The 23,079-nt window shown below is 56.8% G+C and carries 21 protein-coding genes; 11 read left to right on the forward strand and 10 right to left on the reverse strand.

Going from position 1 to position 23,079, the window contains the following annotated elements:
- Nucleotides 1–44: 44 nt before the first annotated feature.
- The 6 genes from B3759_RS16215 to B3759_RS16240 all read right to left on the reverse strand — a co-directional run bounded on the left by B3759_RS16215 (nt 45) and on the right by B3759_RS16240 (nt 5,336).
- A complete protein-coding gene (locus tag B3759_RS16215) occupies nt 45–1,019 on the reverse strand; it encodes a hypothetical protein (RefSeq protein ID WP_291367611.1) in 975 nt (324 codons plus the stop codon).
- 372 nt (nt 1,020–1,391) lie between these two features.
- On the reverse strand, nt 1,392–2,180 hold the full coding sequence (locus tag B3759_RS16220; protein WP_291367613.1) for a CHAP domain-containing protein: 789 nt from the start codon (nt 2,178–2,180) through the stop codon (nt 1,392–1,394).
- A gap of 405 nt (nt 2,181–2,585) precedes the next feature.
- Entirely contained in the window at nt 2,586–3,554 is a 969-nt protein-coding gene (locus tag B3759_RS16225) for an NAD-dependent epimerase/dehydratase family protein (protein WP_291367615.1), read from the reverse strand.
- A 49-nt stretch (nt 3,555–3,603) separates the two neighbouring features.
- A complete protein-coding gene (locus tag B3759_RS16230) occupies nt 3,604–4,146 on the reverse strand; it encodes a DUF192 domain-containing protein (RefSeq protein WP_408736509.1) in 543 nt (180 codons plus the stop codon).
- Nucleotides 4,147–4,219: 73 nt separating this feature from the next.
- Nucleotides 4,220–4,885, reverse strand: a complete 666-nt coding sequence (locus tag B3759_RS16235) for an MBL fold metallo-hydrolase (protein ID WP_408736510.1) — start codon at nt 4,883–4,885, stop codon at nt 4,220–4,222.
- Between the two features lie 40 nt (nt 4,886–4,925).
- Nucleotides 4,926–5,336, reverse strand: a complete 411-nt coding sequence (locus B3759_RS16240; RefSeq protein WP_291367619.1) for a host attachment protein — start codon at nt 5,334–5,336, stop codon at nt 4,926–4,928.
- Nucleotides 5,337–5,526: 190 nt separating this feature from the next.
- Between B3759_RS16240 and B3759_RS16245 the strand changes: the two genes are divergently transcribed.
- The 5 genes from B3759_RS16245 (at nt 5,527) to B3759_RS16265 (ending at nt 11,157) form a co-directional block, all read left to right on the forward strand.
- On the forward strand, nt 5,527–6,636 hold the full coding sequence (locus B3759_RS16245; RefSeq protein ID WP_291367621.1) for an XdhC family protein: 1,110 nt from the start codon (nt 5,527–5,529) through the stop codon (nt 6,634–6,636).
- The gene (locus B3759_RS16250) at nt 6,609–7,277 is read left to right on the forward strand and encodes a nucleotidyltransferase family protein (RefSeq protein ID WP_291367623.1); all 669 of its coding nucleotides are present in this window, start codon (nt 6,609–6,611) and stop codon (nt 7,275–7,277) included. Before B3759_RS16245 ends, B3759_RS16250 begins: the two co-directional genes overlap by 28 nt.
- Before the next feature lie 136 nt (nt 7,278–7,413).
- A complete protein-coding gene (locus B3759_RS16255; protein ID WP_291367625.1) occupies nt 7,414–8,457 on the forward strand; it encodes an isopenicillin N synthase family dioxygenase in 1,044 nt (347 codons plus the stop codon).
- A 26-nt stretch (nt 8,458–8,483) separates the two neighbouring features.
- On the forward strand, nt 8,484–9,845 hold the full coding sequence (locus tag B3759_RS16260; RefSeq protein WP_291367627.1) for a purine-cytosine permease family protein: 1,362 nt from the start codon (nt 8,484–8,486) through the stop codon (nt 9,843–9,845).
- A gap of 43 nt (nt 9,846–9,888) precedes the next feature.
- Nucleotides 9,889–11,157 carry a cytosine deaminase gene (locus B3759_RS16265; RefSeq protein ID WP_291367629.1) on the forward strand — a complete coding sequence of 423 codons (1,269 nt, stop codon included), beginning with the start codon at nt 9,889–9,891 and terminating at the stop codon, nt 11,155–11,157.
- 53 nt (nt 11,158–11,210) lie between these two features.
- On the opposite strand, the gene B3759_RS16270 is transcribed toward B3759_RS16265, so the two are convergent.
- Entirely contained in the window at nt 11,211–11,879 is a 669-nt protein-coding gene (locus B3759_RS16270) for a glutathione S-transferase family protein (RefSeq protein ID WP_010668305.1), read from the reverse strand.
- Nucleotides 11,880–12,076: 197 nt separating this feature from the next.
- Here B3759_RS16270 and minC point away from each other — a divergent pair, with 197 nt between their 5' ends.
- From minC to minE, 3 genes are all read left to right on the forward strand, one after another.
- Entirely contained in the window at nt 12,077–12,841 is a 765-nt protein-coding gene (minC, locus tag B3759_RS16275; RefSeq protein ID WP_291367703.1) for a septum site-determining protein MinC, read from the forward strand.
- Between the two features lie 112 nt (nt 12,842–12,953).
- Nucleotides 12,954–13,769, forward strand: a complete 816-nt coding sequence (minD, locus tag B3759_RS16280; RefSeq protein ID WP_010668303.1) for a septum site-determining protein MinD — start codon at nt 12,954–12,956, stop codon at nt 13,767–13,769.
- Nucleotides 13,766–14,062 carry a cell division topological specificity factor MinE gene (minE, locus tag B3759_RS16285; RefSeq protein ID WP_291367632.1) on the forward strand — a complete coding sequence of 99 codons (297 nt, stop codon included), beginning with the start codon at nt 13,766–13,768 and terminating at the stop codon, nt 14,060–14,062. The genes minD and minE overlap by 4 nt, the downstream gene beginning before the upstream one ends.
- A 146-nt stretch (nt 14,063–14,208) precedes the next feature.
- Here the strand turns inward: minE and B3759_RS16290 are convergent, their stop codons facing one another.
- Complete coding sequence (locus B3759_RS16290; RefSeq protein ID WP_291367635.1) at nt 14,209–16,368, reverse strand: phosphocholine-specific phospholipase C; 2,160 nt, start codon at nt 16,366–16,368, stop codon at nt 14,209–14,211.
- A 341-nt stretch (nt 16,369–16,709) separates the two neighbouring features.
- Nucleotides 16,710–18,206, reverse strand: a complete 1,497-nt coding sequence (locus tag B3759_RS16295) for a malate:quinone oxidoreductase (RefSeq protein WP_291367637.1) — start codon at nt 18,204–18,206, stop codon at nt 16,710–16,712.
- A 335-nt stretch (nt 18,207–18,541) separates the two neighbouring features.
- Between B3759_RS16295 and B3759_RS16300 the strand changes: the two genes are divergently transcribed.
- A complete protein-coding gene (locus tag B3759_RS16300) occupies nt 18,542–18,970 on the forward strand; it encodes an OsmC family protein (protein ID WP_291367639.1) in 429 nt (142 codons plus the stop codon).
- Nucleotides 18,971–19,018: 48 nt separating this feature from the next.
- Here the strand turns inward: B3759_RS16300 and bioB are convergent, their stop codons facing one another.
- Nucleotides 19,019–20,026: a biotin synthase BioB gene (gene bioB / locus B3759_RS16305; RefSeq protein ID WP_291367641.1), complete on the reverse strand. Its 1,008-nt coding sequence runs from the start codon at nt 20,024–20,026 to the stop codon at nt 19,019–19,021.
- Between the two features lie 210 nt (nt 20,027–20,236).
- Here bioB and B3759_RS16310 point away from each other — a divergent pair, with 210 nt between their 5' ends.
- Both B3759_RS16310 and B3759_RS16315 read left to right on the forward strand, forming a co-directional pair.
- Nucleotides 20,237–22,024 carry an EAL domain-containing protein gene (locus tag B3759_RS16310; RefSeq protein ID WP_291367643.1) on the forward strand — a complete coding sequence of 596 codons (1,788 nt, stop codon included), beginning with the start codon at nt 20,237–20,239 and terminating at the stop codon, nt 22,022–22,024.
- 123 nt (nt 22,025–22,147) lie between these two features.
- A complete protein-coding gene (locus B3759_RS16315; RefSeq protein ID WP_291367645.1) occupies nt 22,148–22,978 on the forward strand; it encodes a ferritin-like domain-containing protein in 831 nt (276 codons plus the stop codon).
- Nucleotides 22,979–23,079 lie beyond the last annotated feature (101 nt).

The following is a 23,079-nucleotide window of genomic DNA, read 5'->3' on the forward strand; positions in this document are numbered from 1 at the left end:
GCTGACCTGATACGCTTTTCTGTTTTGCAAGAAATCCGGGTCATTCAGCAGCAGTGACGTGGACGATAGCTGCCGAGACGGTCCACGACGGCGAGTTGAACGGTCTGTCGTGTTTCATCGACGGACGTAAAGACATGAGTGCGTGCGCGTCGTTCAATCTCCAGACTGTCTTCATGTTGAGAGGATGGTGAGGCTGTTTCCCGGATCAGGTCTGCTACCGTTATGCCTGAATGAACGGCAAAGCGTGCCACACGAAAAGCAAGACTGTTAACGACAGTTTCGGATTCCATACGGCCGAAAGCGCTTTTGTGAAGCAGCAGGCGGTTTTTGGCGTCGGCGTAAAGCGTGAAGACATGTCGTTCACAGCAGGCATGGAAATAACGCTGATGCCACAAACGGGTCTGCTCGTGCTCCGCCTGAGCCAGAGAGGCGTCGCGTGCCGCCTCCCGGTCACCGCTTTCGCGTGCTTTTACTGCGCGCGCCGCGAGCCAGGCACCGGCAAAATCGGAGTAGGCGCTGTTCTGCCAGAGAGAAGAGCCATCAGATGCCTCAGACCCGACACGAAACCGACGCTGCCCGTCTACGCCATAGATCACATGGAAAAGTTCTGGCTCCGGGTCACGGCCAATGACCAGCACGTCTGAGGGGCTGCCGGGATGGAGATAACGCTGGGTGGTGAACACATCGTAGAGTGCTTCATCATCATATGATTGCTCGAGATGCTTCTTCACATATCCAAGAAAACGGGGGGCCTGCATTTCCAGGATACTGCGTGGGCAGAAATCGAAACTCCACCACCGCGACATCTTGACCAGATTGAACGCCAGCGCATTGCGGAGAGGGAGGAGGGAAGCCGGTTTACTTCCATGTTCGCAGAGAAAATGCACATCGCGAAATCTGGCGATCAGTCTGTTTATCTGTCCGACAAATGGCTGGGCAAGATCAAGATAGGAGAGCAGTTGGGCCGGGTGGGAACGTTCGAGGTGCCATTCAGCAGTGAATTCCGTTGCAGTGTTCATCAGGAAAAGCCCTATTCGATGCAGGATTTCAAATAGCGTATTGCAATTAAGAATTGTTCGCAATAGTGGAGTGGGTAGGGCCAGATTAAGAGAGTGTCATTTTCTCTTTTGGGTTTGGCCTCTATCGGCTCAACACGGTGTGGAGATCAGTAGTTGTCGGAAATGACAACATAAGCTGTTTACGTATTCCGCAAATGCAATAGTGCTGATTCTGGCGCAGACAGATCGAATCTGTCTCTGTCCCTCATATTGAGATCAAAAAATGACGTCTAACCGTTGAAAGCGCATAGCCTTGAGAAGGTAATTCAAAGCAAAAAATGCCATAAAAAAAAGAGGCCATATAGGCCTCTTTTTGCGGAAGTAACTGGCTTCTTATTTTTGAACTTTATGCTTTGGTGCCCGATGATGTCGGAACATCGGGTGAAAGCGTCGGGGAGCACGATAATTCTGCTCAATGGTGCCCACATCTTCCGGAGCTTCAGCTACTTCCGAGCCAGCATCCGCTGCAACAGTCATCCGCTCTGCGGAGGCGGTCATGACAGGAGACGCACCCTCGCTGCGAGGATAAATGAAGCCGAAGGTCGGATAGATGGATCCGAACGATCCCTTCTGGCCGTTCAGTTCGACGCGGACAGCGGACCAGTCGTTGTCAGGTGAGACGTCGACGACACGAACATTGCGGCTGATGCCACTCTGTCCCCAGTGAGACTGGTCAATGGTGATGACGCGGCTGTTCAGGGCATTGGTTACGACAGCAACATGACCAAGCGGCATACGACGGATCGGACGGAAGTTGAGGACGCTTCCAACTTCTGGAGCTGAGCCGCGTGCATAACGACCAGCTGCCTTGGACCACCAGTCACGTGCATTGCCTCTGATTTCAACAGCGGATTCCGCTTTGGCGAAAGCAACACACTGGATTACATGGCTGCTGTAGTGGTTATGCCGGACCCAGCGACCGTAATAAGCAGGCGCGTAATGTGTGTGGTATCCATGCTGCACGACATTGAATGAAATGCTGTGCACACGATGATTGATGTTTTTCGTGGTTGCGTGCCGGGTGCGTGCATGACCAGAAGAGGGAAGCAGTGCATTGGTTGCGGCTACTGTGAGGGTCGCCATGGCAAGGCGACGAAAGCCAGAAGTCCTCAGCAGATCCATAATGCGCAGCCCTCAAAATTCTCTGTGATCGTGCGTAGCAAGGCTGCTTTGCATCTGACAAGAGCCTCAGCGGCACTTACTGACCTTAAAAGTCAGATCCTATCAATCTCATAAAATGAACAGTGAAACATAGGATTTAAATCCTATAATTTGTTAATAAAAGTCAATTTTTGCCTTATTTCACATTAATGATTTATTTAATATGCATTAATTCTTAAGCGTAGATACCAAACCGTGCAGTTTGATTCGCTTGATAGGTCAAAGGGAAAGAACGGCAAAGCCGTGTAGCCAGCACTCAAAAGGGCTCAACAAGGTAGTCCGTCTCACATGAGACTGCGGTAGCAAAAGCTTTCCTTAAACAAAAGGAAAAGGCTGTTCCTATGAATATCAGTCCGGGAAAGAGCCTTAGCTATGCTGGTAATTGAGAAACCAGCGTGAAAACTGTTCCAGGCCGGTTTCGAGCGACGTGGTAGGCTGCCAGTCGATCAGTTGCTGGATCTGTTCAAGAGAGGCCCAAGTATATTCAACATCAGCCGATGGACGGGGCGTCAGTTGAATATCAGCTTTTCGGCCCAGAAAGTTTTCCAACAGACTGATGAGCCGCACCACGGGTTCGGGAACATTGCTCCCGATATTCAGAATGCGTGCCTTACCCGAAGGAGGCAGGTCCATTACGGCGCAGATGGCATCGACAGCATCATCGATAAAGGTGAAATCGCGACCGAGAGAAGCCCCTTCATACAGCGTGACCGGACGGCCTTCTGTTATGGCCTTGGCAAACAGATAATAGGCCATGTCAGGCCTGCCCCACGGCCCATAGACCGTGAAAAAACGCAGTCCTGTCAGGGGAAGTTGATGAAGGTGATGGTAGCACTCTGCTGTCAGTTCGGCGGACCGCTTGGAAACAGCGTAAAAGGAACCGGGCTGATCGACGCGGTCTGTTTCCCGGAAGGGCAACGCGGCATTCCGACCGTAAACAGAGGATGATGAGGCATACACGATGTGCCGCAGGGCAGGAAGCCGTCGGGCCAGTTCGAGAATGGCGACCTGCCCCCGGACATTGGCGTCTACAAAGGCAAACGGCATCGTGACGGAATGGCGCACACCGGCCTGTGCTGCAAAATGCAGGATTTCGGTAATGGAACACTGCTCGAAAGCCGTGAAAACAGTCAGCAGATCATCGGCGGCGATGTCGATTTTCCGAAACGTGAAGTTCGGAAATGCCTCAAGCTGGGCAAGACGTGCGTTCTTGAGGGCAGGATCGTAATAGCTGTTGAGATTATCAATCCCGATAACCTGCTTTCCGGACGTAAGCAGGCGCAGGCAGGTGCTGAAACCAATGAATCCGGCAGCCCCGGTGACCAGAACTGTCACCGTATGCTCCTGTCAAACCTGCTGCGTACTACCGGGTGAGTCATGAGAGTCAGTGAGACTTCTTTGCGGAAGCCGGCGGAGCCATTTTGGCTTCCAGCGAGGCGGACGTCACACGATCCCCGACAACGATCCCCAGTTTCGCCGTAATGCCGCCCTGTAGTTCGAGCGTCGCCATAGCCGGGCCATGACTGCTGATACGCGCCAGGCTCTGCGGCACGGCATTTTCGGTAATGGACTGGATGCGACCGTCAGCGTCTATGAAAACGATATCGAGCGGAACGAGCGTATTCTCCATCCACATGTCGCTCTGCTGTGGCGCGCTCCAGAGGAACAGCATGCCCTGATCGGCAGGAAGGGACGTGCGGAACATCTCGCCGACCTGCTGCTGACGCAGGGTGGTGGCCTTTTCAACCGTGAAATCATGCTTTCCGGAGGCCGAGGTGATTGTCAGCGTCTCTTTCGGAAGCGGCGGTTGAGCCGCTGTGGGAGCGCCGGTTACGGCATCATCGGCAGAGGCCGGAAGGGTCAGCGAAAGCCCGCCTGAAGCAAGCGCAAGGGACAGAAAGAGAGTGCCAAACGTCTGACGGTTCACCGATGATGTGCCTCTGCTGATCGTTCCGAAGAACGGCTGGAAAAGGAAATAGGGGATCAGGGAAAATAAAGTCTTACTGCAGGAACTGGTTGTTCACACGTTCCATGCCGATCTTCGTGGGCGCGCCATGTCCCGGCACGACGACGACTTCATCACCAAGGGGGAGAAGTTTCTCGCGGATCGCTGTGACCAGCTGACGACTGTCGCCATAGGAAAAGTCGGTGCGTCCGATGGTGCCGCGAAACAACGTGTCGCCCGCGAAGACAATCTGCTCAGCAACGTCAAAAAACACCACATGGCCCGGGGTGTGACCGGGAACATGCAGCACCTGATAGTGGTGACCCAGAAGATCGAGCGTCTCGCCGTCCGACGTGTATCGGTCGGGACTGACGCTGTGCAGGTCCGCCAGACCGAAATGACGCGCCTGCTCCTCGACGGAGTTCAGCAGGAACTCGTCATGGGTGGTGGGACCGATCACTTCGGGAGTCTCGGCCTGCGTGCCAGCCAGAAGTGTTCTGAGAGCCACGGTGCCGCCGACATGATCCAGATGACCATGCGTCAGAAGAATGGCGTCCACTGTCAGACCGGCCTCGGTGATCCGGGCATGAATGCGTTCGGCATCCCCGCCCGGATCAACCACGAGGGCCTTGTGCGTCGCCGGGTCCCAGACCAGGGAGCAGTTCTGATGGAACGGGGTGACAGGGAGCCGTTCTGTAATCAGACGTCCTGTATCGCTCATCATATGCTCCTATCTGATCTGGAAAAGGCTACGCAGGGGTTCAGGCGGTCTTCCAGCCTGTTTCCGGAATGTCGAAGTGGGAAGCCAGATCGGCAACCGGAATGTTGATCAGATCCTTGTCGATCGACTTGATCAGCTTGGCCTGTGTCGGCTTGGCGAGGTGCTCACGGATGACGTGCAGAACCTTGGCCGGAGCCGCCAGAACGAAACCGTCCGGCTTGCTGCTGCCGTGAAGCTGGTCGTTCATCCATGTGGCGACGCGCTTGCCGAATTCTTCCTTGTGATGGTCGGCAACGGAGAAATCACCGCGACCATTGTCTGAAGAACCTGCAATTTCGGCTGCCGCGAAGTGGGAGACTTCGTGCATGTGGCCGTCCTTGTGCTGAAGGATACGGGCCTTGCCGCCATCGGCAACGATATAAATGACTTGTCCGTCGAAGCTGTTCGGCATCGTATGTGCTCCATGATTGGCACGTTATTGTCCGAAAGTGCGGGGCATGCCGATAAGGCACACCGGGATTCGGATCTCGGCGCCAAGATAGAGCCCTGATCGGGGTTTGGGGCAACCCCCCTTTCTGTCAGCGCCGCCTTGCCGCACGGGTCGGGTGGAGAAACACTGCATTCATTGTATAGTGCAAAATATGTCCAGCTCCGCTCCTCCCGCAAAATTATCCTGCCCTTTTGCTTTGGCGCAGGAATGGCTCGTGCAGGGCGGAGCGGTCGCGTTCGCCACCGTCGTGGGAACCGGAGGGCGCTCGCCCCGGCCTCTCGGCAGTATCATGGTCATGGATGACAGCGGACGCGTTGAAGGCTCCGTCAGCGGCGGATGCGTTGAGGCGGACGTCATGTCCATCGCAAAAGAGGTGATGAGCGGAGCGCCGCCCTGTGTCCGCAGTTATGGCGGGGAAGAGGTGGGGCTCTGGTCGGTGGGGCTGGCCTGTGGCGGTCGTCTTGATGTGTTTGTCGAGGCCGTGCGGTCGCCGCTTTCCCCGGAGGGCACGTTTCCCGCTGAACTGCTTTCGTGGATTACCGATCGACGCACCAAGGGAGAGCCTCTGGCTATTGGCATGGCGCTTGATGGCTCACGGCATGCGGTGCTGGCAGGAAAAGAGCCACTGTTCTGTCCCGGCGGAGAGGTTCCGTCTGCGATTGTGAGCATCATGACAGAGCGGGTCGCGACAGGAGAGGCAGGAGCGGTCAGTCCCGCGATAACGCCTGACTGGTTTGTGCAACTGCTGATGCCTGCGCCTCGGCTGCTGATCGTGGGGGCGGTTCATATCGCTCAGGTGCTGGCGGCGATGGCGACCAATGCGGGGTATGACGTCACCATCATTGATCCCCGCACCAGTCTGGCGACGCCCGAGCGTTTTCCCGGTGTCAGACTGGTGGACGAGTGGCCCGATGACGCCCTCTCGGCAGCCAGACCGGACAGGATGACCGCCATTGTCACGTTGACCCATGACAGCAAGCTTGACGATCCGGCGCTTATGGAAGCGCTGAAAGGTCCAGCTTTCTATATCGGCGCTCTGGGATCACGCGGAACGCAGGCCTCGCGTCTGGAACGGCTGCGCGAAGCTGGTATGAGCGAAGAGTCTCTCCAGAGGATCAGAGGGCCGGTGGGCTTGCCGATAGGCGCTGTCGATGTGGAAGAGATCGCGATTTCCATCATGGCCGACATCGTCGCCGTGCGTCGTGGCGCGCCGCTCGCCAAGGGTATCAGCTGGTGGTCACCTCGAAAGGTGAAAGCGTGACAGACGCCGGGTCGGTGGTCGCCATCGTTCTGGCGGCTGGTCGGTCCTCCCGGTCCGGAGCGCAGCACAAGCTGCTGGCCAAAGATGCAAACGGCCAGACGATGCTCGCCCGCACGCTTGCTGGACTTTGTGCCAGTCAGGTGTCGGCGCTTTGCGTCGTGCTACCGCCTTTGGCGCGTGAAACTTCCGCAGCCCTTCAGGCGATCGTGCAGAAATCATGTTCAGGCAAACCCACTGAAATTCGTATCTCCAACGCAGCCGACGAAGGTCTGTCCGCGTCCCTGAAAGTCGGCATTGCATGGGCCATGGAACAGCAGGCCGCAGGATGCCTTGTCAGTCTTGGAGATATGCCGTTGGTCGGCAGCTTGGTCATTGACGCGCTGATCAATCGCTTTCGGCAGGGCGATGCCGATGTCGTTCTGCCGCAATGGCTGGGGCAGGTAGGCAATCCGGTCCTGTGGAAAGAGGGATGTTTTGTGGCTTTGCAAACGCTGACAGGAGATAGAGGCGGGAAGGCTTTGCTAGCTCAGCCGTCTCTGAGAAAAGCGAGAGTTGCAGCCGATCCATCGGTGCTAATGGATTTCGATACCCCTGACGCCCTGTTGGAATTTGCGCATATGCGGACGACAGGAAACATCTGACGCTCTGCTGGGCGCGCAACAGGCTGTGATTAAAAATCATTTCCTAAATGAAATGAAGTCCGGTAAGGCTTGAGGCCAGTGCGTGACCCGATGGAGGCGCGCCTTCGGACTGACGTTCAACGGGAGACCCCATCCGATGGCTGTCGTGCAAACCGGAAATGGTGTCCGGATCACCGGCGATGACGGGCTGGATGTCCAGCGCACTGCTTTCACGGAAATACCGGTGATTGATCTCGCGGGCATGATGTCGCCGGATGAGGCGGAGCGACAGAGAACAGGCGCGGAGGTTCGCAAGGCCTGCACGGAAGTCGGCTTCTTCTACGTGCGCAATCACGGTGTAAGTCCCGACGTGCTGGCGAAATGCTATGAAGAGAGCAAGGCTTTCTTTGCATTGCCTGAGGCAGAAAAGTGCCGCATCCATATCAAGAATTCACCAAATCACCGTGGTTACGGTCCTCTGCTCGAAGAGAATACCAATCCTGACTCGCAGGGCGACCTGCACGAGGCCTTTGATCTTGCGGGCGATATTCCTGCCAGCGATCCGGATGTGATGGCGGGCAAAGCGCTGTATGGTCCCAATCTCTGGCCGGAACGACCGCCCGGGTTCAAACCGGCGGTTCTTGACTGTTACAGAAGTCTCGTAGCGCTGGGACACACACTGTTTCGGGCCTTTGCTCTGGCTCTTGAACTGGAGGAAGATTATTTCCTCCCGCTGATCCGCAAGCCCTGTGCGCATATGCGTATTCTTCGGTATCCACCACAGGAAGTCGTCGTCAGCGAAAAGCAGATCGGTATCGGTGCGCATTCGGATTATGAGTGTTTCACCATCCTGAACCAGAATGGTGACTCAGCGCTTCAGGTGCTGAATGCGGCTGGCGTCTGGGTGGAAGCGCCGCCCATTCCCGATACCTTCGTCATCAATGTCGGGGACATGATGGCGCGGTGGACCAACGACCTGTTCTGTTCGACCTTACATCGCGTCATCAATCGATCCGGAAAAGAACGTTACTCCATACCGCTTTTTTTCGGACCTGACTACGACACAGTCATCAGTCCGCTGCCGTCCTGTCAGGATGCGGACCATCCACCGCTCTACCCGCCCATCAAGGCAGGCGATTACATCCTCTCCCGGTTCGACGAGACATATGATTATCGTCAGTCACAGCCAGAAAAAGTCTGAATTCTTTCCAGCAGGATTATGTGCTCATGCAAGTTGAGGAAACCGGTAGTGCGGCCGTTCTGGAACGTGTGCCCACCCATTTGCGGACAACCCGTGTGGATCGGGTTTTCTGGAGCCATTTCTCTCCCAACCTCGCGCCTTCAGCCTGGGTCATCGGCGTGCTGGTGGTGGTGCTTGGACTGCCGGGATGGACCGGCTTCACGGTTCTGCTGATCGGTAATCTCCTCGGTTCGCTACCTGTGGCGCTCTGTGCCGTGATGGGGCCTGAAACGGGACTTCCGCAGATGGAAGCGTCACGTTTCTCATTTGGCCGGATCGGGAAACGTCTGCCGTCCCTGATCAACTGGGCGAACTGCGTCGGCTGGGATGCGGTCAATAATGTGCCGTCCGCGCTGGCCTTCATCCTGCTGCTGAAGATGGTTGGTCTGGCAGTCCCGTTCTGGCTCGCATTAGGTATTCTCGCTTTCGCCCAACTGCTGGCGAGCATGGGTGGCCATGACATTGTTCAGGCGATCGAGAAATATCTTGGCTGGGTCCTGCTGGTTTCGTTTGCGATCGTCGGAGTGATTGCCGTTTTTCAATCGTCGGGGCAGGGAAGTGCAGCACCAGCGGCGGCCCCGCGATTTGCCGATATCATGATCGGTATAGGCGCTGTCAGCAGTTTCAACATGGCGTGGGCAGCCTATGCGTCGGACTACACGCGCTATGTCCCGCCCGGCACGCCGTCTTCCCGTGTTTTCTGGCTGACCTTTGGCGGAACATTCCTTTCTTCCTTTATCATGGAACTGTTCGGCCTGCTGACCGGGGCGGCGATCAGTGACCCGTCTCCGGGTTCGGTGATTGCAGCCTTGCAGAACTGGTCAGGAATTTTCGCGCCAGTCGCTCTGGCCGCTGTGGCGTTTTCTTCCATCGCGATCAATGCGGCGAACGACAATACCGCTGCCTATGCGCTGATTTCCGGTGGTGTGCATGTCAATCGCATGCTCAGCGCCGTGGTGACGGCGGGCATGGGCTACCTGCTTGCCGTGCTGGGGGAGGGAACATTCGTGTCCCTCTATGAGAATTACCTGCTTCTCGCCCTTTACTGGATCGCGCCATGGTGCGGGATCGTGCTGGCCGACTGGTATTGTCGCCCGGCGTCGCTGAAGTCTTTGCGGATGGAAACACTCTCCGGCTGGACGTCGTCGGCGTCGCTGTTTGTCGTCGTGACGGTTTTGACAATTGGCCTGTTCTCATCGACACCTCTCTACACAGGTCCTGTCGCGGCGATGCTCGGAGGTGCTGATGTCGGTTATCTCGTCGGGTTCTTTCTGGCTGCTCTGGGACAGGTAGCGCTGCTGAATGCACGAGGGCGGCGCGTGTCTGTCGCCCGTTTTCAGGACGCCTGATACGGCGAGAAATTCATGACGATCGAAACGGGTAAAATCTGACATGATGGATCTGGTTCTGAAAAACGGCGTCCTGCCCGATGGTAGTCGGGCGGACATTGCCATCGCCGACGGAAAAATTGCCGCCATTGAAACAGGGTTTTCAGGCGAGGCCGTCGAGACGCTGGATCTGGAAGGCTATCTTGTCTCTCCGCCTTTCGTGGACAGCCATTTCCATCTCGATACGACGCTGACAGCCGGACTAATCCGTCACAATACCAGCGGCACCCTTCTGGAAGGCATCCAGATCTGGAAAGAAACAAAGCCCCACCTGACCGAAGAGGATATCTACGCCCGCGCCCGCAAACTGTGCGAGATGACCATCTCGCAGGGCACGCTCGCCATCCGGTCACACGTTGATATCAGCGATCCTGATCTGAAAGCGGTCCGTGCGCTGGTGCGTCTGCGGGAGGACCTGAAACCGTGGATGACCATCCAGCTTGTCGCCTTTCCGCAGGACGGTTTTTTCCGGATGGAAGGCGCGGCGGAACTGCTGGTCAGAGCGCTCGATATGGGGCTCGATCTGGTTGGCGGCATTCCGCATTATGAACGCACGACGTTACAGGGCGGTGAGTCGATCGACGCACTGTTCCGGCTGGCGGCGGATCGCTCGCTGCCGATCGATATGCATTGCGACGAAACGGACGATCCAAACTCGCGTCATATCGAAACCATGGCGGCCTGTGCGGTCAAATACGGTTTGCAGGGCAGGGTGACCGGTTCTCACCTGACTTCGATGCACTCAATGGATAACGCTTACGTCGATAAGCTGCTCACCTTGATGGCGGAGTCAGGGATTGCGGCGGTCTCCAATCCGCTGATCAACATCACGCTATCGGGACGCTACGATACCTATCCGAAGCGTCGTGGACTGACGCGCATTCCTGAACTGCTGCGTGCGGGCGTGCCGGTCGGGTTCGGCCATGACTGTGTGATGGACCCGTGGTACCGGCTCGGCAGTCACGATATGCTGGAAGTGGCGTCCATGGGACTGCACGCCGCGCAGATGACCAGCGAGAGCGAGATGGCAGCCTGTTTCAACAGCGTCACCGACATGGCAGCAGGGATTCTCGGGCTGGACTCGTACGGACTGAAAGTGGGCAATCCGGCTGATCTGGTCGTGCTACAGGCTTGCTCGGTGTTCGATGCGCTGCGGCTGCGTCCATGTCGTTTGTATGTGCTGAGAAACGGCCGGATCATTTCCCGCACAGCACCACGTCTCAGTCAGTTGACGCTGTCCGAGGAACGGACGGTCGATCTGGCGCGGATCTGATCCGTGGGAGGATGGAGCGATAATCGCTCCACCGCCAAAGAGAAGATACTCTCTCAGAAGTCCAGATTGGCGTAATACTCCGGCGGGTTCATGCCGGGCACGCGATCGTTCAGCAGAGGACGGAAGCACGGGCGGGATTTGACGCGTGCATACCACTCGCGGGCTGCGGGCTGCTTGCTCCAGTCGATATCGCCGATAAAGTCGAGGCAGGAGACATGCGCAGCGGCGGCGAAGTCGGCCAGAGACAGCGTGCCCCCCGCAAGCCATGTACGCGCTTCGGCAAGCTGGCCAATATAGTCGAGATGCGGACGGATGTTGGCGTAACCTTCCCGCAGGGCGGTACCGTCCGGATTGCCGCGACCGCTCAGGCGCTTGAACACTTTCTCGCCCAGCAGCTTGCGGGTGACGTCGCGTGCGAAAACGCTGTCGAACCACGCGACCAGCCGACGCACTTCAACGCGTTCGGCAAGGGTGCGGCCAAGCAGGCACGGGTCAGGGTAGGCTTCTTCCAGATATTCGCAGATCACCGACGAATCCGGGACCACAAGCCCGTTGTCCTCCACCAGAACCGGTACTTCCTGCGCCGGGTTCAGGCGGGCGAATTCAGGACGGTTCTCCCAGACGCGCTCGGTCAGCGGCTCGAACGGGAGACGTTTTTCACCCAGTGTCAGCCGGACTTTGCGGCAATAGGGTGACAGGGGAAAATGATGAAGGATTCGCATGTGCCCGCTTTAAGCGATCCTTGCGTCACGCGCCAGTAGGTGCGTGCAGGGTGTGTACTGTCCACGCATCCGTGCGCGATGGGGAGGCGTCAGAAAGAGAAGCGCATGCTCAGGGATAGTCAGGACGCATGATGTCCGCCCTCGACAGGCGGATTAGCGAGATGTTACCACGAGGTCATGACATTCAGCCGGTCGCAATGATGACGCGCCGGACAATTTTTCAGACCAGGGATGAGCCCCAGATCGTGACGTCGTCCACAGCTTCCGTCGATCCTGCAAGCCTGCCGCGCATTCGTGCTGGCGGTCGGTCCTTTCTCGCTCTGGTGCTGACGCCCGAAGCTCCGCTTGATATCTGGCTCGTTGCTCTGGATCATCAGATCAGTCGCTCCGCCGGTTTTTTCGCGGGCAAACCGATTATCCTCGACCTCACGCTTGTGCCACTGGATACGCCGGGCCTTTCCGGGCTGCTGCCAGCACTTGAGGAGCGCAATATCCGCGTGATCGGGATCGAAGGCGCGGATCGGAATGAGGAGGTTTTCGCCGGATGGAACTGGCCGGAAGGTCTGAGCGGGGGGCGTTCTACCGCCGAGGAAGATATTCCGCTTGATGACGTCGAGGAACTGGAGCCAACTCCCGGTGCGCTGATCGTTGAGGAGCCAGTGCGTTCCGGGCAGCATATTGTCTGGGCGGAAGGCGATGTCATCATTCTTGGCTCGGTCGCATCAGGTGCGGAAGTGTCTGCTGGCGGTTCGATCCATGTATATGGAGCGCTCAGGGGGCGCGCCATTGCGGGGATTGTCGGGCGTCCCGAAGCCCGGATCTTCGCCCGGGTGATGCAGCCCGAACTGCTGGCCATTGACGGCTTCTATGCGATTGCCGAAGAAATGCCGGAAGATCTGACGGGAAAGCCGTCTCAGGCCGTTCTTGTTGACGAAGTGCTTACTCTTAAGCCTCTAACGTAGGGCATATTTCGTCGTAATATTAATTTCCGGGCCTAGCCCTGATTTGGACACACATTCGGCCCATTTGATGCGATGATTAACGGGTCGATACAGAAATAAGGACGAACAGTTTATGGCGCAGGTTCTCGTCGTCACATCCGGCAAGGGCGGCGTCGGTAAGACCACCACCACCGCTGCCCTCGGCGCGGCGCTTGCAAAGACGGGCAAGTCCGTTGTCGTGGTCGATTTCGACGTTGGCCTGCGGAATCTCGATCTGGTGATGGGTGCCGAGCGTCGGGTCGTTTTCGATCTGGTGAATGTAATTCAGGGTGACGCGAAGCTGAATCAGGCGCTCATCAAGGACAAGCGCCTTGATACGCTCTCTCTGCTTCCGGCTTCCCAGACCCGTGACAAGGATGCTCTGACGGAAGAAGGCGTGGCGAAGGTCATGGCCGAACTGAAAGAGAAGTTCGACTGGGTGGTCTGCGACAGTCCGGCTGGCATTGAGCGCGGTGCCCAGCTGGCCATGGCGCACGCCGATCAGGCCGTGATTGTCACCAATCCGGAAGTCTCTTCCGTGCGCGACAGTGACCGCATCATCGGCATGCTGGACAGCACGACGGAGAAGGCGAAGACGGGTGAAAAGATGCCCAAGCATCTTCTGCTGACCCGTTATGATCCTGCCCGCGCCGCTCGCGGAGAAATGCTGAGCGTCGATGACGTTCTGGACATTCTCTCGATCCCGCTGATCGGCATCATTCCGGAAAGCCAGGATGTCCTGCGCTCCTCCAACCTCGGTGCGCCTGTCACGCTGGCCGCTCCCGAAAGCGCACCCGCCCGCGCGTATTTCGAGGCTGTGCGTCGTCTGGCCGGCGAAAAGGTGGACGTCACGGTTCCTACCGAGAAGAAAGGTCTGTTTGACTGGCTCTTCAAGCGGGGTGCTGCATGAGCTTTCTCGCAAATCTTTTCAACCGCAAGTCATCCGCGCCTGTAGCGCGTGACCGGTTGCAGATTCTTCTCGCTCATGAACGTGCCAACCTTGGCGAAGGCAAGTCCGATCTTCTGGTCCAGCTCCAGAAAGAGATCATGGAAGTGATCAGCCGGCACATCGCCGTCGATCAGGACAAGGTTCAGGTCAAGCTGGACCGTGGTTCGGGATGTTCCATGCTGGAAATCGATATCGAGGTTCCGGGCATTGAGCAGAACGGCAAGGAAAAGAAAGGCGACGCCCATTCTGTGTGAATGTGGTTAGTCTGACTGAATGATGAAATGGCGTCCCGAATAACCGGGACGCCATTTTTCGTTTCAGAAGCCCGACAAGGTTAATCTGCCTTGTCACTATGCGGTTAAAATGGCGGCAGACTAAAAACGTCCGCCGCCTGCTTCATTTAGCCTCCAAAAGGACGGAACGAACGCCGTGGACGATGCGGTCGGTAGTCGCTCTCGTTCATACGGAAATCCGGCACGCCACCCATCAGTGGATCGGTAATGCTGTCGCACCCGTTTTCCAGATGTCCGGCAAGCTGAACCTTGAAGCTGGAATCCCCCTCGACCTCGATCGTCAGGTCATACCAGCCGCCTGTCTCCTTGGTCATGACCGTCAGCACATGGGACTCCATCGGCTCAAGCACATGACGTCCACGCAGGACTTCGCCTGAATAACCATCCGTGATGCGCAGACGGGCGCTTGTGTGAGCGTGATTGACTAGATCAATCAGAAGGATGTTCTCAAAGCGCTCCGAGCGACTGTTGACGCCGACCTGAGCAAACGATCCTCCGCGTAATGTGCCCTTGAACAGACGATAGAAACCGTTGGGGCCATGCACGGACAGGTCATAGGTGCGATCGGAGTCCGATGCAGACCATGTGTCACTCAGACGCTTGTGGTCTTCAATGGTGTAGAAGCGGGCCACGTCGGTCGCATTGGCGTCGCGGACATGGAAAGCAACGCCTGCGTCACCAGTATTGTGGAAACCCAGAACCATCTTTCCGGCACTTGCGTGCGGGGTCGAATGGATGTGCAGATCGTAAGGAAGCGCTCTTGCCCGACGCACGCCTTTTTCCTGCACAGGCACGCTCTGGTTTGTGGGAACAGCCGGCACATAGCTGTCGTGCCGCTTGGCATCGACCGGTGCGAAGCTGGTTGTGGATGGCAGCGGGGCGACACGGGTGTTCGGATTTTCGAAATCGAACGCCGATGTCAGATCGCCGGAAACCACGCGACGCCAAGGCGAGATATTGGTTTCGATCAGGCCCGGATAGTGTGGTGCAAAACGGGCTTCGAGGAAGCGGATAAGCGACGTGTGGTCGAACATCTCAGAGTTGACCCAGCCACCACGGCTCCACGGAGAGACGACCAGCATCGGTACACGCGGACCAAAACCGTAAGGGCCGGCAACATAGCTGGATGAGCCGGGATAGATTTCGTTTTCGATGGAGACTGTCGAGTTGCCCTGCGTCGTTGACGGCGGCGGTGAGGGGGGAACGATGTGATCGAAAAAGCCGTCATTTTCATCGAACATGATGAACAGGGCGGTCTTGCTCCAGACATCCGGGTTGTCCGTGAGAATGTCGAGAACCTGCGAAATGTACCAGGCGCCATAGTTCGAAGGCCAGTTCGGATGCTCGGAATAGGCTTCCGGTGCGACGATCCATGAAACCTGTGGCAGTGTTCCGGCTTTGACGTCAGCCTTGAAAATATCGAACAGCGTGCCGGACACGGCCGTGTTGGTGCCTGTGCGCGCCTTCTGGGCCAGTGGGGATGAGTCAGCAGCGTTCTGATACTGGTGGAAATACAGCAGCGATGTATCGCCGTAATTTCCAATATAGGGATTGCTCGTCCAGCCCCATGAACCGGTAGCACTCAGACCGGTGCCGATGTCCTGATACACTTTCCACGAAACGCCAGCCGCTTCCAGACGCTCGGGATAGGTTGACCAGCCGTAACCGGCTTCAGCGTTGCTGACCACTGGACCGCCACCCGTGCCGTCGTTTCCGACATAACCGGTCCACATGTAATAGCGGTTTGGATCGGTCGCGCCCATGATCGAGCAGTGATAGGAATCACAGATCGTGAAGGCGTCGGCCAGAGCATAATGGAAAGGCACGTCTTCACGCACGAGATGCGACATGCAGGTCGTGGTCTTGGCCGCGATCCAGCCATCCCAGTTACCATTGTTCCAGGCTTCGTGGGTCGTCGCCCAGTCATGCGGCAGGTCGGCAAGGAACTGCATGCCCATGTCCGGCGCATCCGGATGAAACGGCATGACCTTGTCGGTACCATGCGGTTGGCTCCAGACCGTGTTGCCAGACGGCAGACGAACAGCGCGAGGATCATTATAGCCCCGGACCCCCTGAAGCATGCCGAAATAATGATCGAACGAGCGGTTTTCCTGCATGAGGAAGATGACATGTTCGATATCGTCAATGGAACGGGTGCGGGTATTGGCCGGCATCGCAACGGCCTTGCCGATGCTCTGCTGCAGCGTTGTCGCCATAGCGCCCGATGTCAAAAGCTTGAGAAAATTACGGCGATCTGTCTCGGTCATCACTTTGCTTTCGTGACTGGTGTGGACTCACGAATGCGCTGATAGCCTTGAAGAGAAGAGCGTAGGTGACAGTATAATTAACGTGCTGTTAATGTTTTGATGCAGATGGGATACTTTTGTTTATAAAAAGATACAAATATAATTAATCGTGAAAATCTATAGTGTTTGAACTTTCATTTGAAGAGTGTGAAATATTACTTTTACAGTTTTTGATGCCGTAAAAGAAAAGAAGACTTTCCAGAACAGAAAAATGTTTCTGTCCAGAAAGTCTCCTTGCAGGGCCTGCCTCATAACGCAGTGATGATCCGGCACAGGGGAGCCTGTCCGGATCAGGAAACCTTTCAGTCTTCCAGACGAAGGGCTTCCGTTGTGTCTTTGCGGAGCGTCTCGCAAAGCGGCTGGTTGTCAGAGAGCTTCTGCCCAAAGGAGGGGATCATTTCCTTGAGCTTGGCATCCCACGCCGGAAGCTGGGCGGCAAAGCACTTGCGGATCACGTTGAGCATGATCGGGGCCGCCGTGGAGGCTCCCGGCGAAGCACCAAGAAGCGCTGCAACCGACCCGTCAGCCGAACTGATCACTTCCGTGCCGAACTGAAGCACGCCGCCTTTTTTCGCATCAGACTTGATGACCTGCACACGCTGACCGGCGACAACCAGTTCCCAGTCCTCGTCACGGGCGTCCGGCACGAATTCCCGAAGCGCTTTCATCCGGTCGGCATTGCTCTGGAGAACCTGCTGGATCAGATACTTGGTGAGCGCCCAGTTGTCGCGGGCCACGGCCAGAATCGCGCCGATATTACCGGCATTGATTGAGCGCGGCAGATCAAGCAGCGAGCCTTTTTTCAGGAAGCGGGTCGAGAATCCGGCATAAGGTCCGAACAGCAGGGCAGGCTGACCGTCAATCATGCGGGTATCGAGATGCGGCACCGACATTGGCGGTGCGCCGACCGACGCCTTGCCATACACCTTGGCGCGGTGAGCAGCGATGACGTCGGGGTTCTTGCAGCGCAGGAACTGGCCGCTGACCGGGAAGCCGCCATAACCGCGGGCTTCCGGGATACCGGTTTTCTGAAGCAGCGGAAGCGCCGCGCCGCCAGCGCCAATGAAGAGAAAGCGGGTGGTGATCGTGCGTGACTGGCCCGTATGCAGCGCCTTGACGCGCACATTCCACAGGCCGTCAGCGCTGCGTTTGATGTCCTCGATCTCATGACCCGTGTGCAGGGCGACACCCGGCTTTTCTTTCAGGGCCTTGATCAAAAGACGCGACAGAGCACCGAAATTGACGTCAGTACCGGAAGCGATCCACGTCGCCGCCAGTTTCTCACCCGCCGGACGGTTCTTCATCACCAGCGGGATCCACTGACGCAGCTGATTGGGGTCTTCCGAATACCGCATGCCGGAAAAGAGCGGGTGGTCTTTCAGGGCCTCATAGCGACGGCGGAGAAAATCGACGTTCTTGTCGCCCCACACGAAACTCATATGCGCGACCGGGGTTATGAAATCCCGCGGGTTGGCGATCTGGCCGGTTTTGACGAGATAGGACCAGAACTGACGCGATACCTGAAACTGTTCGTTGACGTTCAGCGCCTTGGTGATGTCGATGCTGCCGTCGGCATTCTCGGAGGTGTAGTTCAGCTCGCAGAGAGCGGAATGCCCGGTTCCGGCGTTGTTCCAGGCATTCGAGCTTTCCTGCGCCACATCGTCGAGGCGCTCGAAGATGTCGATCGTCCAGTCTGGCTGCAGCGTGTTGAGAAAGGTGCCGAGCGTGGCGCTCATGACACCTCCGCCAATCAGGAGAACGTCCGTCGAAGCACGGACTTCAGTCGTTGCAGCACTCATAACACTCTCCGGTAGATAACGTGTGACAAACCACAGGAATACATTGGCTGAGACGGGCCATCAGCCGGGAGAATGGCCCGGTCAGGACCATAAGGAAAGCCTTTCCCCCGCCATGTTTTCTCCAGCGTTTCATCTTGGACTGGCCGTTCACCGCCCCTGAAGCCTGTACAATTCCAAAACATCGTCACCGGTATGCACATGATTTGTCCGGTTTGCTGCATCATCTCTTTGCGAGCATCCGGAAACGGCTCTGGTTCTCGGGCGTTCTGACTCCCACATGGTCTGCGGATGGCGATTCCAGCCGGAACGCAGACTGCCTTGAAGGAGCGACTGCAATGACGATCAAAAAATACGGCACAGCCCACTGGGAAGGGAACATCAAGGAAGGCAAGGGCCTGATTTCCACTGAAAGCGGCGCGCTGAAGGATCAGCCTTATGGCTTCAACACCCGCTTTGAAGGCAAGCCCGGTTCCAATCCTGAGGAACTGATCGGCGCGGCCCATGCATCGTGCTTCACGATGGCGCTTTCGCTTATCCTCGGTGATGCGGGCTATACAGCCACGGCTCTTGATACAAAGGCTGTCGTGTCGCTGGACAAGCAGGACGCCGGGTTCGCCATCACTGCAATCCACCTGACGCTTACAGGCACGGTTCCAAACGTCAGTCAGGAAGAATTCAAGAAACTGGCTGAAAAGGCCAAAGAGAACTGCCCGGTTTCCAAGCTGTTCAAGACCGAGATTTCTCTGGACGCTACTCTCAACTGAGAACTGTTCCGGTGCAGGAGATTAATATTCCTGCACCGGGCCTCGCAGTTATTTTGCCGAAACGGTGGTGCTCATGCCCAGCCGATCGAGCAACTGGCGGTCCCGCGTGGCCGCCGGGTTTGGGGTCGTCAGCAGACGCTCGCCATAGAAGATCGAGTTTGCTCCGGCGAGGAAGCAGAGAGTCTGCGCCTCGTCCGTCATGTTCTCGCGTCCGGCCGCCAGACGCACATGACTGGCTGGCATCGTGATGCGAGCTGCGGCGATCACGCGCACGAAATCGATCGGATCAACTTCCTCTGCTGTTTGCAGCGGTGTCCCGGCAACCTTCACGAGGAGGTTGATCGGCACGCTCTCGGGGTGCTTCGGCATGGAAGCCAGTGACGCGATCATCCCTGCGCGATCTGATTCACCTTCGCCCATGCCGACAATGCCGCCGCAGCACACATTGATGCCTGCGTCACGGACGTTGGACAGCGTGTCGAGACGATCCTGATAGGTGCGTGTGGAGATGATCTCGCCATAAAATTCCGGCGAGGTGTCGATGTTATGGTTGTAGTAATCCAGTCCGGCGTCCTTGAGACGATGCGCCTGCCGGTCATCCAGCATTCCAAGCGTGACGCAGGTTTCGAGACCAAGCGCTTTCACGCCTTCGATCATGGAGCAGACCGTTTCCAGATCGTGATCCTTCGGGGAGCGCCAGGCTGCCCCCATGCAGAAGCGGGCGGCCCCGGCTTCCTTGGCGCGTTTCGCTTCTGCGATCACACCCTCAACCGCCATCAGCTTTTCCGCCTTGATGCGCTCGTCATGACGTGAGCTTTGCGGGCAGTAGGCGCAGTCTTCCGGGCAACCACCGGTCTTGATCGACAGAAGCGTCGAGATCTGGATTTCCGTCGGGTCGAAGAACTGACGGTGCAGGGTCTGTGCCCGGTAAATCAGCTCGGGAAAAGGAAGATTCAGAAGCGTTTCGACTTCGTCACGTGTCCAGTCGTGCCGTAACGGCGTTCCTGCGTTCGTCTGGGACGGAGAAAGGGCGCTGAGGGAGCTGCCGTCTGCCATGGCCGGAGGATGTTCCTGTTATCTGCGGGATACCTGTTCTGGCACGGAATGCCCTCCGTTTTCAACGCGCAGAAAGAGTCCGGTCCGATGATAGCAGGAGAAAAAATCGTTCATCACAGGTGGGAAAGGTAAGAGGGCGGAAACTTAAGCACTTTTTATCTTCTGTCAGGCATCGTTACGCATCAAACTGTGATGAGTGTGCCGGGTCAGATGGGGCTCCACGAAAATGATAGAGCCAGCGCTTCGGTTGAGCGTAGGTTGGAACAACTGGCGGCACTGGCGTTTGCTGCGGCAGATGTGCTGTTTGAAGTGGATCGCGCCTTCCGTATCCGCCATGTCGGCGGTGCTATTCAGAAACTGACCGGCCACAGTGCCAGGGCAGTCAGAGGCATGTCTCTGTTCGACATGCTTATTCCTTCGGATCGCATCTTTCTGAAACGGGTGGTGGAGGCGTTTGATCAGGGCGAGCCGGTCAGACGCACGGCTGTCCGGTTTCTGCGCGGTGAGAGTGAAAATACTGTCGCCATGCTGGGCATGACGGTCATGCCGGGCAGCGTTGGAGAACGTCTTGTGACCGCGACCATTCTGGATCGTGGTTTTACGTCGGCTTCCTCCGAGGATGGTTTCCTTGACCGCTCCTCCTTCCTGAGTGTTGCGCAGCGGTTGACTTCGGTAGGCGACGAGAAAGCGCAGTTCAATCTCGTGATGCTGGGTCTGCCTCAGACGGTAAAAAGCGCCGCGATGCAGGACACGGCGCTAGGCAAGGCGGTTTATGCGGAAATCGAGGCGATTCTCCGTTTGAGTAGCGAAAACGGGGCTGTCACTCGTCTTGGCAATGGCGCCTTCGCTTACTTTCAGAAAGTTGGAGATGACCCCAATCTTGTCGCGGAGAAGATTGTTGAGGCGACAGAGGTTCCCCTGACCCGTCCTTTTATCCAGAAGCTGCCGCTTGATGCGATGCTTATGGAACACAAGGAAATCGAGAAGGCGCTGAACTACGCGCTGGAAACATTTGCTGATGAGAGAACCAGACAGGGGATAGCATTCGAAAATCTGCCGGACTGTCTGGCTGCGGCCAACAATCGAGACCGGGGGATGGTGACGTCCTGCCGCAATATCATCAAGGACGAGACATTCTTTCAGGTGCTGCAGCCCATTCTGACACTGAAGAACGGGATTATTCAGCATTATGAGGTTCTGACGCGGTTTGCCGAGGGCGTCGCTCGGGGAATCGCCAATACGGGCGATTTCATCCAGATTGCCGAACAGATCGGCATGATCAACACCTTTGACCTTCTGAACTGCGTCAAGACCATCAAGCTGCTCCAGCAGCTTCCCAATGAAATCAAACTTGCCCTGAATGTCTCCGGACGTTCAGTGCAGTCCGCCGGATTCGCCAGTCAGATGATGAATCTTCTGGATTCGGCAGAAATGAAAGTCAGTCCGTCACGTCTGCTTATCGAAATCACCGAAACACGAGGCATCACCGATTTTGATGGGGCGACTTCGCTCCTTCAGTGGCTGGTGAAGCGTGGACACAGGATCTGCCTGGATGACTTCGGTGCGGGAGCGATGAGCTTTGAATATCTTCGCCGCTTTCCCGTGGATTATGTGAAAATCGATGGGCACTTCTTTCGGAACGCCATGACCAGTGGGCGGGACAGGATTCTGATCAGGGCGATAGCCCGCTGCTCCTTTGAGCTGGGATGCAGGACCGTGGCGGAAATGATCGAAACCGAAGTGGATGCGGCTCTGGCGAAAGAGCTGGGTGTGGAATGTGGACAGGGATGGTTGTTCGGGCAGCCGGTTACTGCCGATCAATTGCTCGCTTCGGTAGAGCGTGTGACCAGAATACAGGGTCGATCTGGTTCGGAAAATTTTCCGCTTTCCCGCACAGCCTCTTTGCCTGTCCGGCGTAAGGAAATCGAGAAGGAAGCCCCGCCGGCCTTAAAAGCAAAGGCTCCCCGAAAAAAGATGACGGCTAGAGATAATTCCTGACCTCATTCGGTGTTTTCGCTCCAGATCACACAGTCTGCCCTTTTTGATCTCTTCTCTTGACCTGCATGGCATTTAGGCGCAGGCGAGGGCGTTTGACGTCATAGGTTCAGGACGGGGGAGGCAATGAAGCACTGGCATATCGACCAGATGGACTGGGACAGTTTCGAGCCATCCAAAGTTGATCCGGACATCGTAGCCGTCGTGAAGGCTGCCTCTGTCGTTGAGCGTAACAGTGTGGATTACGCTGTTTACCTGAATCACGTCTTTTCGGACGATGCGGATTTTCAGGAAGCGGCCGACAACTGGGCGCTTGAGGAAATCCAGCACGGGGATGCTCTGGGGCGCTGGGCCATGCTGGCTGACCCGTCATGGGATTATCCGGCAGCGTTCGAACGCTATCGCAACACGTTCCACATTGACCTGAACACGACATCGTCCGTTCGCGGCTCCCGCACTGGTGAGCTGATTGCGCGGTGTATGGTGGAAACCGGAACATCCTCTTTCTATTCATCGCTGGCCGATGCGACGGATGAGCCTCTTCTGAAGGCCATCTGCAAGCAGATCGCCGCGGATGAATACCGGCATTTCAAACTGTTTTACGACCATATGCGCCGCTATCTGAAGCGAGAACGCCTGGGTGCCTGGGCCCGCACTCGGATCGCTCTTGGTCGTATTACGGAGAGCGAGGATGACGAACTCGCTTCCGCCTATTACACGACAAACGAGCCTCCCTCAGTGCGTTATGAACGCAAGCGCTGCATTGCTGGTTACATGTCGCGCGCGCTCAAATCCTATCGTCAGAAACATATTGATCGGGTGACGGGCATGGTCTTCAAGACCATCGGGTTCAAGCCGCATAGCCGGTTGCACGCTCTTGCCGCGCGGTTGGTATTTGCCCTGATCCGTCGCCGTCAGCGCAGTTTTGAGCGGGAAGCGGTGGCAATAGGCACCTGAACGCATCAGGGGGGCATGATTTTGACCGGTGCCAATCGGCGTCCTACCATGACCGGAACAGATCGTTGAAACAGGGAACGAGTGATCGTTCCTGTGTCACC

It is taken from the genome of Acetobacter sp. UBA5411 (genome assembly GCF_002409645.1).
In the GTDB taxonomy this organism is placed as follows: domain Bacteria; phylum Pseudomonadota; class Alphaproteobacteria; order Acetobacterales; family Acetobacteraceae; genus Acetobacter.

Bases quoted from the DNA above. Each gene is read 5' to 3' on its own strand.
- B3759_RS16215 (WP_291367611.1), bottom strand. From the start codon at position 1,019: ATGAACACTGCAACGGAATTCACTGCTGAATGGCACCTCGAACGTTCC.
- B3759_RS16220 (WP_291367613.1), bottom strand. From the start codon at position 2,180: ATGGATCTGCTGAGGACTTCTGGCTTTCGTCGCCTTGCCATGGCGACC.
- B3759_RS16235 (WP_408736510.1), bottom strand. From the start codon at position 4,885: ATGAGCGATACAGGACGTCTGATTACAGAACGGCTCCCTGTCACCCCG.
- B3759_RS16240 (WP_291367619.1), bottom strand. From the start codon at position 5,336: ATGCCGAACAGCTTCGACGGACAAGTCATTTATATCGTTGCCGATGGC.
- B3759_RS16245 (WP_291367621.1), top strand. From the start codon at position 5,527: ATGTCCAGCTCCGCTCCTCCCGCAAAATTATCCTGCCCTTTTGCTTTG.
- B3759_RS16255 (WP_291367625.1), top strand. From the start codon at position 7,414: ATGGCTGTCGTGCAAACCGGAAATGGTGTCCGGATCACCGGCGATGAC.
- B3759_RS16260 (WP_291367627.1), top strand. From the start codon at position 8,484: ATGCAAGTTGAGGAAACCGGTAGTGCGGCCGTTCTGGAACGTGTGCCC.
- B3759_RS16265 (WP_291367629.1), top strand. From the start codon at position 9,889: ATGATGGATCTGGTTCTGAAAAACGGCGTCCTGCCCGATGGTAGTCGG.
- B3759_RS16270 (WP_010668305.1), bottom strand. From the start codon at position 11,879: ATGCGAATCCTTCATCATTTTCCCCTGTCACCCTATTGCCGCAAAGTC.
- minC (WP_291367703.1), top strand. From the start codon at position 12,077: ATGATGACGCGCCGGACAATTTTTCAGACCAGGGATGAGCCCCAGATC.
- minD (WP_010668303.1), top strand. From the start codon at position 12,954: ATGGCGCAGGTTCTCGTCGTCACATCCGGCAAGGGCGGCGTCGGTAAG.
- minE (WP_291367632.1), top strand. From the start codon at position 13,766: ATGAGCTTTCTCGCAAATCTTTTCAACCGCAAGTCATCCGCGCCTGTA.
- B3759_RS16290 (WP_291367635.1), bottom strand. From the start codon at position 16,368: ATGACCGAGACAGATCGCCGTAATTTTCTCAAGCTTTTGACATCGGGC.
- B3759_RS16295 (WP_291367637.1), bottom strand. From the start codon at position 18,206: ATGAGTGCTGCAACGACTGAAGTCCGTGCTTCGACGGACGTTCTCCTG.
- B3759_RS16300 (WP_291367639.1), top strand. From the start codon at position 18,542: ATGACGATCAAAAAATACGGCACAGCCCACTGGGAAGGGAACATCAAG.
- bioB (WP_291367641.1), bottom strand. From the start codon at position 20,026: ATGGCAGACGGCAGCTCCCTCAGCGCCCTTTCTCCGTCCCAGACGAAC.
- B3759_RS16310 (WP_291367643.1), top strand. From the start codon at position 20,237: ATGGGGCTCCACGAAAATGATAGAGCCAGCGCTTCGGTTGAGCGTAGG.
- B3759_RS16315 (WP_291367645.1), top strand. From the start codon at position 22,148: ATGAAGCACTGGCATATCGACCAGATGGACTGGGACAGTTTCGAGCCA.